The following is an 11,693-nucleotide window of genomic DNA, read 5'->3' on the forward strand; positions in this document are numbered from 1 at the left end:
TATTCGGGTATATGCGAAAAGCGCAACATCTTAGCGTTATTGAATCGAAAGTTCAATCTCGGCTTGCACATTCACTTGCAGGTTTTGTTTACCGCCTTCCAATGAGGGTGGTGCTGGTGCAGCATCGAGTGCCATTGCTGCCATCCGATACATCGGTGCTTGTGGTGATTCGCCTCCCAGTGCTTGCACGTCTAGGCGCACGATGCGGTATTCTGCGCGACCCATTCCGGCTTTGAGCTGGTCAGCCCGTTCCTTAAAATTTTTCAGGGCTTGGTCGATCAGGTTTTTTTCGGTTTCGGCTTTGACTTCAGGGGAAACACTGTAGTGAATACCTTCGATACGCAATTTTTCCTGCAATTTACCTAGCAGGCCACTGAGGATTTTACTGTCTTTACTTTTTAGCTGGATGTTTTGGCGTACTTGCCAGCCCGTGACCCGCCCATCAGTGTACACCGGGTTAGTGATGTAGTTTAGGGTACTGCTGTCTACCGCAGTTTCTTGTTTGGCGAGGTCTAGTGCCCAAGTGATCGTTTGATTAATGCTATCAGCCATCGCTGCGGTGTCTTGCCCTTGTTGCTCGGCGTAAAGTATCGCGGTCAGCATATCGTTAGGCACTTCTTTTTCTGCAATAACAGCAAAAGCCATACGGTCGTAAACGGTGGGGGGTTCAGCAATAGCGTTACTGCTGAGTGCAGAGAATGAAAGCAAAACCGCAGCGACTAGCTGTTTCATTAGAAATTATCCGTTGACGTGAATAGACCAACACGTAAGTCCTTGGCTGTGTAAATTTCACGCCCATCAACTTCCATGCTGCCATTACCAATGCCCATTACCAGTTTGCGAGTAATGACCCGGGTTAATTCAATTTTATAGGTTACTTTCTTGGCTTTTGGGAGTACTTGACCGAAGAATTTTACCTCACCTACGCCCAGTGCCCGCCCATGACCGGGGTTGCCAAGCCAAGCTAGGTAAAAACCGATGATTTGCCACATGGCATCCAGACCTAAGCAACCGGGCATCACTGGGTCGCCGGGGAAATGGCAATCGAAAAACCACAGATCCGGAGTAATATCCAGTTCTGCCAAAATGTGGCCTTTGCCATGTGCACCACCGTTATCGCTGATTTCGACGATACGATCCATCATTAACATATTGGGGACTGGCAATTGCGCATTGCCGGGGCCGAACATTTCGCCACGACCACATTGCAGGAGTTCTTCACGGGTAAAACTGGATTGTCTGGACATAATGCAAGCTCAAGAGTGTCATAAAGCGGAAGATTGTAACGGAATCTGTCTCAGAAAGCATAATCAGCTACCAAGCCGATGAAAATAGCCATGCCCAGCCAGTGGTTGTTGAGGAAAGCTTGTAAACTGGGTTGTGGTTCCCGATGACGAATCAACCATTGCTGGTAAGCGGAGAGTCCGCAAGCGACTAACCAGCCTAGCCAATACCACAGGCCGAGTTCCGCTAGAATACCCACTACCATGAGCAATAACAGGGTCAATATTTGCAAGATGCCGATGATCAAACGGTCATGCTCGCCAAACAGAATGGCGCTGGACTTAACTCCAATTTTCACATCATCTTCACGGTCGCACATGGCATACATGGTGTCATATGCGGTTGTCCACAGCAGTGCAGCTAAGAATAATAGCCAAGCAACCAAGGGCGGCATTGTGCCGGTGGTGGCGGTAAAAGCCATAGGAATTGCCCAAGCAAACGCAGCGCCCAAATGTACTTGCGGCAAATGGTGAAAGCGTTTCATAAAAGGGTAAGTCGCTGCCAGCAACACGGCAACCACTGACAGTGCGATAGTTAACCCATTAAGCAATAAAGCCAGTGCGAAAGCCAGTAAGCTTAATACGGCAAAAACGCCTAATGCTTCATTTGGTGAAAGATGTCCGGCAGCAAGCGGGCGGGCTTTGGTACGGGCAACGTGGGGATCAACGTCGCGGTCTGCATAGTCATTAATGGCACAACCGGCTGAACGCATTAAGACGACTCCGGCAATGAATACTAAAAGTATGGTCAGATTGGGTACACCTTCTGCCGCTATCCACAACGCCCAGAGGGTCGGCCATAGTAAGAGGTAGATGCCAATAGGCCGATCCAGCCTCACCAAATGCGCATAATGGCGCAGCTTTGTCATCATTGTGGATCAAGCATCAGGCGTTTGACGGGCTTGTCGTGTTGCAAGTGACTTTCGATAATTTCGTCAATATCTTCTTGATCGACATAGGTGTACCAGATAGCTTCAGGGTACACGACGATAACCGGGCCTTCGGCGCAACGGTTCAGGCAGCCAGCAGCGTTAATTCGCGACTTGCCGTCTTTGTGCAAACCTAACGCTTTAGTGCGTTGCTTGGCATAATCACGCATGGCTTGGGCATCAAACTGAGCGCAACAGGATTCGCCATCCGCGCGTTGATTGGTGCAAAAAAAGACATGATATTGATAGTAGCTCATGGGTCATTGCTTGCCTAAAGAACAGAGGTTCATTATGCCAGAGGTGTCCATACCCACAAAATAAAACAGGGTGGAAAATCCACCCTGTTTCGTATCTATTCGCCTAACGGCTAATGATCACTTTGGTGCAGCAGGTGCAGCTTGGTCAGCAGCAGGTGCTGCTGGAGCAGCTTGTGCAGGTGCAGTTTGGTCAGCGGCAGGTGCAGTTTGAGCAGCAGCATCAGCTTTAGGTGCTTCAGCAGCTTTTTCACCACAAGCAGTCAGAGCGAAAGCAGCCAGCAAAGCAGCGATCAGTACACGGTATTGAGTCATTGTTTTATCTCCACAAAAGTTGACTTGAAAAAAGTTAAGTGCTGAACGCATTTTGTGCGAACTAACACCCGGTGACCTTCATGATTCCTTGAATGTCACCTTTCTATATGTGCAATCCTTGCTTACCCTTGATGGGTATTCCTACGTTGCTAAGCGTAGCACTGTTTTAAACTTTGTGTATAAGTTTTTAATAAAATAGCGATATTGCTTATTGGGTATCAGAAGTATTGTTCAGGCTGGCAAGCACACCGTTAACTTCAGCACCTTCGTCCATTTGTATCTCAACATAATGGATATTGCCATTAATTTTAGCAGTAGACTTCAGTGAAATACGGCGAGAGACGAATATATCGCCACAAATAGTGCCTGAAACAACCACTAAGGGGGCGCGTATTTCACCGATTACTTCGCTGTCACTCTGAATGTACAGCGCTGCTCGTGAATCCATGGGGGCAATAATGTTGCCATTAATTTTCCCATGAACATATAAATTATTCTGAAAGGCAATGTTGCCAATAATTTCCAGGTCTTTTTCCAGCAGCGAAGCTGAAGAGGTATTTCTGGTTGTCATGTATTTATCGTATTTATTGAGGTCGGAAAATCAAGATAATTAAGTCAAGAATAGTAGCAGGTGTTAAACAAAACATCATGCATTATTGCGCTGATCGCGTAGTTGTTCTAACTCCTGTTCTAGCACCGCAATAGTATCATCACGCATTTGCAAGTCTTCCATCAGGGCTTCTAGACGAATTTCATAGGTTTCTAGGCGTTCCAGCACGTTATCATCGTGTTGTGTACTGTTGTCTAAGCGTGCATTTAATTTCTCAGCACGTTCTTCGGTTTCTTTCAAGTCACGTCTTAACGTTGCATTTTCACGGTGGCATTGTTCCAAGCGAAACCGTGCATCGAAAGGATTATCAGATGTTTCTTGGGGTAACGTGGGTGATTGTTTTATTTTATTGGCAACCCACCAGCCAATCGCCACGCCGATAAAAATAGCTAGGGTTAATAAGAAAGCAATTTGTATGGTTAGGTAAAACATCGGCTCCCTCTCACCTTAAATTACCGGACTATCCTATTGTAGCAGTCTCACGTTAATAGAAAACTTCACCTTTCATCAGAAAAATATTTTTCTGGAGCGCTTATAGACTATGATTAAAAAGTCTTCTAGTATCCTGAAAGAATATACTATAAACCATTGTTGAGTGTTTGGTGTGACCCTAAAATTATGCTAGGAAAATTATTGCGCAGCGGAAAAGTTCAGCCCCCGCCAGAATTACCTTTAGTTTTTAGTCTTGCGTCTGAACGCCAGCTTCGTTTGCATCAGCATCCTGAAACGTTGAGGGTGTGGCGATTCTTGTCGCATCATGTTCGTCGCTACCCTCAAGATTTACGTGCTCATACCCAGAGGGTTTTGTTAGCGCAGCATGAGTCTCTTCGTAGCCGTTTAGCAGGTAGTCTTCAGGATGTCTTTCTTGCCTTAGGGCAATCAGGGCATCTGTTGCGTGAACACTTGTTCCACTTGGTTAAGGATGATTTGAGTCGGCAGGATGAGCTATTTTTCCAGCAATGGTTAGAAACTGCGAGTGAGAGCGAGGCGCATCAGCAATGGCGTGAAGGTTCTGTGTTGTCTACGGGGCAAGAAGCCGCAGCAGTGAAGTTATTGACACTTGAGCGCAGTCAAGAAACAGCTCAATATTCGAATGTGATGGAAGAAGTTTTTGCATGTTTAGAGTATGGTCAGATTGATACCGCGAGGGAGCTGTTGGAAGCAGAGGTTCTGGCTGGCAACACTGACGAGTCGATAGAGCAGGAGCTTGTGAACATTTATCAGTACACGCGCAGCAAGGATGGGCTGAGCAATATGATTAAGCAGATGCAAGAGGCAGGGCGAGAGATTTCTGCTCTGTGGCTGGAAAAACAGCAGGAATCCGAACAATGGTAAAAAAATAACGACAAGCAGGCTGGATTTATGCTGACACATTCTAAAACAGGCCCTTTGAAAGTTGCACTACTGGCTATTAGCCCGCATAACCGGGCTATCCTTGAGTTTTTTTTCTCAGGAGCGGGGCGCAATTTGTTCAAGGTTGTCCCGGAGGCAGAGGCAGATGCCTTCATCCTTGACCATGATCACCCGGATGCTAAAGCTGACTGGCAACAACGCGCTGCTTTACACAAGCCAGGGATTATTTTGTCGGTACACCCGGTGGAGTTGCCTAATTGTATTTGGATTCCTAAGCCGCTAACGTCACGTGCCTTAACGGATGCGGTTGATCGGGTTTATGAGTTGGCGGTCAGCTTGGAGCCAGCATTGAATGCGGTACATCGCCCGGCGATGACACCTGCCTCTGTTGTGGCTGCTGAACAGCCGTTAGTGCAGCACGCTGAAGCACATTTTCGCGATTTGCCTCAGCCCTTTGGCGTATCTGCCCGTACAGATCGTGTAGACAGAAAGTTACGCTCATTGGTGATTAGTCTCCCGGACGAAGACGAAGCGGAAGAGACGATGGCTGTTACGTCGCCTGTGATGCAGCCAGAAGTCGATGTGCCGATGGTAGTGTTTGACCCCGCTGAAGCTGATATTTCTTTAGAAGAGGTCGATCGCCCTGTTGGTGATTCCTTATCGCAAGAAGACGCTGAGCGCCGCTGGAAGGCTTTGTGTGGTGAACAAGACGATGTGCAGGCGGTACCCGACGTTGCCCTGTTTACCCCGGAAAATTACTTGTTGAGCACTATTTTGGAGGCACTGCGGTTAGCTAGGGAATCACAGCAGACGGTGCACCTTAAGTTATCAGCACAGGATTACGCATTGTTGATGCCACAACAGGGACTGGCTTACTGCACTCTTGACACCCGGTCAGAAGAATTCCGCGTCTTGTGCAATAATCCCATACAAGCTGGGCAAATTGCGCTACATATACCCAACAGTGTGGAACTCGAACAACTGGAACAGCAAGCAACGCATGATGCAGATGCTTTGCTGGATATCGAAGCGTTTGTGTGGGTGAGTAGTTTGCTGACCGCCAGAGGCCGGTTGGGGCGTGGTGTTGAGATTGAGCAGAAAATTTCCCTGAAATATTGGCCCAACCTGACGCGCCTTGAACAGTTCCCCCATATCATGCGCATCGCTGCATTGTGGAACCAGCGCCCGGCAAGTTCATTGGACATTGCCAGTGCCTTGAGTATCCCACAACGCTATGTGTTTGCGTTCCACACGGCAGCCAATGCACTTAACCTGTTTGAAATGGATCAGAACAAACTCAAGAGTCGGGAAAAAGAGAAGCCTAAGCAGGAAAATCGTGGCTTCTTCTCGCGCTTGTTGAAGCGTTTGTTGGGAGGGGGAACGAAATAGCTTTATGAGCAGCATGATCAACCGCAAAATTATTTTTACCGGGCCTGTTGGTGCAGGTAAAACCACGGCTATCGCCGCCATTAGTGATATAAAACCGATTACAACGGATGAGTACGCTTCTGATATGACCAAAAGTCGCAAGCCACAGACCACGGTGGCGATGGATTATGGTTTAATTCGTCTGAGCGAAAATGAACGGGTGCATTTGTATGGCACACCGGGGCAGGAACGCTTCGATTTTATGTGGGATATCCTCACTAAAGGTGGAATCGGTTTGATCTTGCTGCTGGATAATACCCGCAAGGATCCGTTTCAGGATATCCGTTTTTACACCAATGCATTCCGTGACTTTATCGAAAAACAGCAAATGGTGGTCGGTGTGACACGCATGGATTTGCACCGTAAACCGGGGCTGCCGGAGTACCGTCGTTATCTGGAATCCTTGTCGCTGCAAGCACCTGTCTTTGAAGTGGATGCACGTAGTCACAAAGATGTCACCATGCTGATTCAGGCGCTGTTGTTCTCACTGGATCCGGGAGTAACGAACGGATGAGCGAATACATACTCACAGAAAACTTGCATCTAGGTGTGACCCCTGCGGGTACTTACTACGCTGTACAAGACAGTGCTGAAGAACCCGGCAGGGTGTTTTTACACCGCCTGTTTCAAGAAGCCGCTACCCCTTTATTCACGGTTGATGTTGCCTGTGAACTGAGTGGCTACAAGAAAAAACGGGCGTTAGAATTTGTGCATTGGATGCAAGAAGCCGGTTTGATTTTGGGGCAGGAGCAAGGCGAAACGGCTCCTGAGGAAACCTTAGAGCGCTTACTGCCTAAACTATTACGTACCCTCTCTGACGAAGGCAAGGCAATTCTGGCGGAAAGTCGAGGGTTGTATTTAGGCAGCGCTGGTTTTACCCATGAAGCAGCGGAAGAACTCGCTGCCCTCAGTGCCAATCTGACGGCAGTGTATGCACGTCATAAGGAATTGCTGCACGGTAACCTAGGCTACCGCCAGCGTGCGTGGGGCTTGGTAGATGCGAGTGGTAACAGTGAAGTCGGCTTTTGGCCACTTTATATTGGCCAAAATCGCTTTACACTTATTATTGGAGGCATTCCTCAGTTCAACCAGCCAGACTTTAAACGGTTGGTGTGGGCCCTAGAAATGCGTTACGGTAATACCGAAATACCTGTTTAATTGAACGAATACTGATAACCAAGGAGAGAAAACAAGATGCGCTCTGAAATGCTGAACTCCATCCTCAGTGACCTGAATGGTTCATCTGCGGACATTGAGGCCTCTGCTGTCTTATCGACTGATGGCTTGATGATGGCTTCCATGTTACCTGCCGGTATGGATGAAGACCGAGTGGGGGCGATGAGTGCTGCCATGTTGTCTCTAGGGGATAGGACTGCCGAAGAATTAGCGCGAGGCGCATTGGAGCAAGTACTAATCAAAGGAGCTAGAGGTTATATTCTGATGACACATGCGGGTAATGAAGCCGTTGTTACTGTCTTAGCTAAACCTAATGCACGTCTTGGCCTCATTTTCTTGGATGTAAAACGTGCTGCTGAAAATATTGGTAAAATCATTTAATAGCTATAGCTAATCTCGATTTAATAAAAATAAAAAGTGGCTCGGTCAATACAGCGCTGAGGATGTGGTGGTTTATAGCTGCACCCTCTCAAACTGCCGGGATCAACACGGAGAGATGCGATGGAAGACATGACAACCAAGGATGTGCTTGAGCCTTATACAGAACATGTGTTGGACTACTATGATGGTACTTCGCGGCGTGTTCTGGTTAAAGATGAGGAGATTCCCTTTCCTGAGGGAAAGTTGATCGTTTCCCGCACGGATCTGCAAGGTATTATTACCCATTGTAATCACGCTTTTGTGGAGATGTCCGGTTATACGGAAGCTGAGTTGATTGGACAGCCACACTATATCCTTAGGCATCCTGATATGCCTAAAGCGATCTTCAAGGAAGCATGGGAAACTGTCGCGCAAGGCAATAAATGGCATGGCTATGTTAAAAATTTATGTAAGGATGGGTGTTATTACTGGGTATATGCCACGATTATTCTCAATGTGCGGGAGGGGAAAGCGGTGAGCTGTACCTCAGTACGGCGTAAACCTTCGCGTACCCAAGTCGATGCCTGTATCGCACATTATGCCCAGTTAAAGCAAGCGGAGGCGCGACACAATGCCTTATGTCATGACGGTTAGCCCTGATTTCCCCCCTGCGCAAATTGCAGGTTGGTATATTTTTAATACGTGGTTACAACGCCAATTGGGCGTGCCTATTCATGTGGAATTATTTTCAGACTTTGCCAGCCAGCGAGCCGTTATTCAGGATAATGGTATCGACCTGATTTACGCCAACCCCTTTGATGCTGCTATGCTGGTGCGGGAAAAGGGCTTTACAGCGATTGCGACTCCCTTGCATAAATCGGACGAGGCGATTATTGCGGTAGCGATAGATTCACCAATAAAACACATTGAGGATTTGCAGCCCGGCATACGCATTGTGGCAACAGACGACCCCGATGTGAATCTGATTGCGATGATCATGTTAGAGCCTGCGGATTTGTCAGCTCATAATGTCCAAACACAAACGGTTGATACTTATGTATTGGTGGCTAAAAAGCTTTTGCAAGGCCAAGCGGATGTTGGTTTTTTTCTTAGGGATGCATTTGATACGCTTTCTGGCATGATTCAACGTCAGTTACGTGAGTTGATTCGCAGTGAAATACACGTTATTCGTCATGTTTTGCTGGCAAGCCCTCGATTGCGGGAACAGCATGAAGCTTTACGACGCATCTTACCCGCGATGAATGCTGACGTTAAAGGCAAAGGTGTATTGGAGAGTCTGGGGTTGCTAGGCTGGGAAATACAAGAACAGGAAGATACCGAATTTATGATTGACCTGATGGATACACTGGTTAACTAACCATGAAAAAACTGACCCCCCTTCACCAACAGGTACGCCTCCATGTGTTGCAAGTGCTGGTTCCTGTTTCTCTGGCAGGCATGTGTTTGTCTGGCGCAGTCTTGGCGGCAGACAAAGTATGGGAAATTCAGCCCGGTAATAGCCTTGGCAAAATTATTGCGGAACATTACCCCGATTACGGGAGCCGTCAGGCCATTATGCAGGAAGTCCTCAAACGTAATCCGCAGGCTTTCCGTAACCAAAATGTGAATAGCCTGATTGTGGGGGAAACGCTCCAGTTACCTGATCCTGCTGATATTCCCAATCTGAAGCCGTTAGTACCTAAGGCAGAAGTAGCGGGTGGTGATCCTGCTGCTCAGAAAAAAATACAGGCATTAGAAACGCAAGTTGCCGAACTCGAAGAAACAATCACTATTCTTGAGGAAGAAAATGCAGCGGTGCAGGAGATGCTGCAAGAGCAAATATCAGGTGGCACAAAACCTGAGCCTGCTGCCCCTATCGACAACACTTTGCCGCAACAGTTGGATGCGACCAAACAAGCATTAGAAGAGAGCAAGGCTGCTAATGTAACCTTGGAAACGCAAGTCGCCACCCTAACCCGTGAGAACGAAGCCTTACAAAACGATTTGCAGCAGATTCGTGCGGCGGCGGCAGTTGCTGAAACCAAAGCAGCCAGTGTGAGCAATTTGCCTTGGATATTGCTGGGGTTATTAGCACTGTTGACGTTGCCGCTGATTTGGTTAATGTGGCGCAAGCACGAATCCTCCTCATTGGATGCAGGTGCTATTTCAGCTTCTACACTGGTCGCTCCCGCTGAGACACTGGCAGATGTGCCTATTCAATCTCACCCTGAAGTACCCGTTGTTGCTACGATAGCGATGGATGAAAATCCTGATGCTGCTTTAAAGCTAGATATTGCGCGGGCATACTTGGATTTGCGTGATTCAGAAGCTGCTGCTGATATTTTACAGGATGTCTTGGTAGAAGGGGGCAATCAGCAACGCCAAGAAGCTCGCGAGATTCTTTCCTTTATCACCTAAGCTTGCCGTTAATACTTAGAAATTAACAGCTTATCCTGCTAGTCTGCTGGTTCTTTCCCTCTATCCTGCGGTGACTAGCATAGACATCACAACACTTCTACTCTCAATGCTCAACCATTGGTCTATATTCTATGGTTCGAGCAATGACTTGGGAGTGTCAAATGGCTTTTTCCGCGTTTACTGTAGGCAAACAGCAAGTAATTTCATTCGCTGTGCTATTGGCTGTAATAGCTGTCACCGTATTGACCCTGTTAAGCTTACTAATACAACAACCCGCTATTGAAACAGATTTGTTACAACGAACCCGCCAAGCCTTGGCTGAATCGGGTTTGCCAACCGAGTTGGTTCAATTTGATGGGCGTGATGGCGTTTTGACAGGCACGGTGGCTGGTGAAGCGGAAGCTGAACTGTTGCAACAGATTGTTAGCAGTGTCTATGGGGTACGTTACGTTGAAAATCGCTTGATTCCCGTTAGCGCATCCGCAGCACAGCCTGCGAGTTTAGAGTCCCCTCCTCCTCCTATCCTTGGTTTACACACCCCTTCTAAGCAGTATCAAATTGAGCAAATCGATCTGAGTGCCATTCAGTTTGAATATTCTAGAGCAGAATTGGATAGCAGTGCCGTAGCAGCGTTGGAACAAGTGTTGGCTGAGCTACGTAAGCACCCTGCGATGGCGATTGAAGTATCCGCGCATACCGACCATGAGGGAACGGCGTTAGGGAATCTGACCGTGAGTCAGGCGCGTGCCGAGGTAGTACGCAATTACTTGCTGTCCCAAGGCATTGAAGCCAAGCAAGTGCAAGCGAAAGGTTATGGTTCAACACGTCCATTAGCTGAGCCTAATACTGATGCCGCTCAGCAAAATCGGCGCATTGAAATTACAGTATTAAAGGAGTAGCAGGGATGCTCTATCTTGCTTTCCAGATAGTATTATTACTGAGTATTGCCCTATTAGTGGGCGTATGGGTTGGTGGCTGGGTTGCCAAATGGCGTTATGATAGGGAGGTAGCCGGATGCTTAACGGAGTTAGCAGGTTTACGGCGTAACTACCACGATGTAACGGTAGAAAATGCCAATCTGCGCAGCAAAACACGCCAACTGGAAAAAATCTTGCGTAAAATTAGCACGCCACCGGTTGACAGTGAGTATGGTCAGTTTCTGGAACTGAGAAAAACACTGGAAAAGACACGGAGTGAATACCAAATATTGCTGACACAATGTCATCAGCAAGAAAAAACATTGGCAGATTTGCGAATTGAATTGCAATGTAACCAACAGGTATCCACTAGGTTGCAAACTACATCAGCAACCTCACGAGTGTTAGCTATCGCACCAGCAACCGCAAATAGCCAGCGTCCAGAAGTGAGCAAGCATGATGATCTGACCCGTATTCAAGGCATTAGCCAGCAGTTAGCCAGCCAGTTAAAAGCACTGGGTATTGTCACCTATCGCCAAGTTGCTGAGTTCACATCAGATGATATGCTGCGAATTCAACGTATTATTGGTAGCGATCTCTATCAACCGCCAGACGGATGGGCGCAGAATGCCCGTGCACTACTCTGTTGA

17 protein-coding genes are annotated in these 11,693 nt (G+C 47.6%); 10 read left to right on the top strand and 7 right to left on the bottom strand.

What is annotated here, in order from left to right; translation table 11 throughout:
- Positions 1–36: 36 nt before the first annotated feature.
- The 7 genes from BLV87_RS02730 to BLV87_RS02760 form a co-directional block, all read right to left on the bottom strand.
- Positions 37–732 (bottom strand): SIMPL domain-containing protein, encoded by a 696-nt coding sequence (locus tag BLV87_RS02730; protein ID WP_093065173.1) that lies wholly within the window; start codon positions 730–732, stop codon positions 37–39.
- Positions 732–1,247, bottom strand: a complete 516-nt coding sequence (gene fabA / locus BLV87_RS02735; RefSeq protein ID WP_093065175.1) for a 3-hydroxyacyl-[acyl-carrier-protein] dehydratase FabA — start codon at positions 1,245–1,247, stop codon at positions 732–734. The genes BLV87_RS02730 and fabA overlap by 1 nt, the downstream gene beginning before the upstream one ends.
- Positions 1,248–1,297: 50 nt before the next feature.
- The gene (gene ubiA / locus BLV87_RS02740) at positions 1,298–2,155 is read right to left on the bottom strand and encodes a 4-hydroxybenzoate octaprenyltransferase (RefSeq protein ID WP_093065177.1); all 858 of its coding nucleotides are present in this window, start codon (positions 2,153–2,155) and stop codon (positions 1,298–1,300) included.
- Positions 2,152–2,469, bottom strand: coding sequence for a (2Fe-2S) ferredoxin domain-containing protein (locus tag BLV87_RS02745; RefSeq protein WP_093065179.1), 318 nt, complete (start codon positions 2,467–2,469; stop codon positions 2,152–2,154). Before BLV87_RS02745 ends, ubiA begins: the two co-directional genes overlap by 4 nt.
- Positions 2,470–2,586: 117 nt before the next feature.
- Positions 2,587–2,781, bottom strand: a complete 195-nt coding sequence (locus BLV87_RS02750; RefSeq protein ID WP_093065183.1) for a hypothetical protein — start codon at positions 2,779–2,781, stop codon at positions 2,587–2,589.
- Between the two features lie 208 nt (positions 2,782–2,989).
- Complete coding sequence (locus tag BLV87_RS02755; RefSeq protein WP_093065185.1) at positions 2,990–3,352, bottom strand: bactofilin family protein; 363 nt, start codon at positions 3,350–3,352, stop codon at positions 2,990–2,992.
- A gap of 75 nt (positions 3,353–3,427) precedes the next feature.
- Positions 3,428–3,823: a hypothetical protein gene (locus BLV87_RS02760; protein ID WP_093065187.1), complete on the bottom strand. Its 396-nt coding sequence runs from the start codon at positions 3,821–3,823 to the stop codon at positions 3,428–3,430.
- A gap of 186 nt (positions 3,824–4,009) precedes the next feature.
- Here BLV87_RS02760 and BLV87_RS18990 point away from each other — a divergent pair, with 186 nt between their 5' ends.
- From BLV87_RS18990 to BLV87_RS02810, 10 genes are all read left to right on the top strand, one after another.
- Positions 4,010–4,726: a hypothetical protein gene (locus tag BLV87_RS18990; protein ID WP_139282112.1), complete on the top strand. Its 717-nt coding sequence runs from the start codon at positions 4,010–4,012 to the stop codon at positions 4,724–4,726.
- Between the two features lie 27 nt (positions 4,727–4,753).
- The gene (locus BLV87_RS02770) at positions 4,754–6,133 is read left to right on the top strand and encodes a hypothetical protein (protein WP_093065191.1); all 1,380 of its coding nucleotides are present in this window, start codon (positions 4,754–4,756) and stop codon (positions 6,131–6,133) included.
- 4 nt (positions 6,134–6,137) lie between these two features.
- Positions 6,138–6,686, top strand: coding sequence for a GTP-binding protein (locus tag BLV87_RS02775; protein WP_217629921.1), 549 nt, complete (start codon positions 6,138–6,140; stop codon positions 6,684–6,686).
- The gene (locus BLV87_RS02780) at positions 6,683–7,330 is read left to right on the top strand and encodes a hypothetical protein (protein ID WP_093065193.1); all 648 of its coding nucleotides are present in this window, start codon (positions 6,683–6,685) and stop codon (positions 7,328–7,330) included. The genes BLV87_RS02775 and BLV87_RS02780 overlap by 4 nt, the downstream gene beginning before the upstream one ends.
- A gap of 36 nt (positions 7,331–7,366) precedes the next feature.
- The gene (locus BLV87_RS02785) at positions 7,367–7,729 is read left to right on the top strand and encodes a roadblock/LC7 domain-containing protein (RefSeq protein WP_093065195.1); all 363 of its coding nucleotides are present in this window, start codon (positions 7,367–7,369) and stop codon (positions 7,727–7,729) included.
- Between the two features lie 120 nt (positions 7,730–7,849).
- Positions 7,850–8,362: a PAS domain-containing protein gene (locus BLV87_RS02790; RefSeq protein WP_093065197.1), complete on the top strand. Its 513-nt coding sequence runs from the start codon at positions 7,850–7,852 to the stop codon at positions 8,360–8,362.
- The gene (locus BLV87_RS02795; protein ID WP_093065199.1) at positions 8,340–9,086 is read left to right on the top strand and encodes a phosphate/phosphite/phosphonate ABC transporter substrate-binding protein; all 747 of its coding nucleotides are present in this window, start codon (positions 8,340–8,342) and stop codon (positions 9,084–9,086) included. The genes BLV87_RS02790 and BLV87_RS02795 overlap by 23 nt, the downstream gene beginning before the upstream one ends.
- A 2-nt stretch (positions 9,087–9,088) precedes the next feature.
- Entirely contained in the window at positions 9,089–10,126 is a 1,038-nt protein-coding gene (locus BLV87_RS02800; protein ID WP_093065201.1) for a motility hub landmark protein FimV, read from the top strand.
- A 161-nt stretch (positions 10,127–10,287) separates the two neighbouring features.
- Positions 10,288–11,025 carry an OmpA family protein gene (locus BLV87_RS02805; protein ID WP_175517816.1) on the top strand — a complete coding sequence of 246 codons (738 nt, stop codon included), beginning with the start codon at positions 10,288–10,290 and terminating at the stop codon, positions 11,023–11,025.
- A gap of 5 nt (positions 11,026–11,030) precedes the next feature.
- Positions 11,031–11,693 (top strand): hypothetical protein, encoded by a 663-nt coding sequence (locus BLV87_RS02810; RefSeq protein ID WP_093065205.1) that lies wholly within the window; start codon positions 11,031–11,033, stop codon positions 11,691–11,693.

Source organism: Thiothrix caldifontis (assembly GCF_900107695.1).
Lineage (GTDB): Bacteria > Pseudomonadota > Gammaproteobacteria > Thiotrichales > Thiotrichaceae > Thiothrix > Thiothrix caldifontis.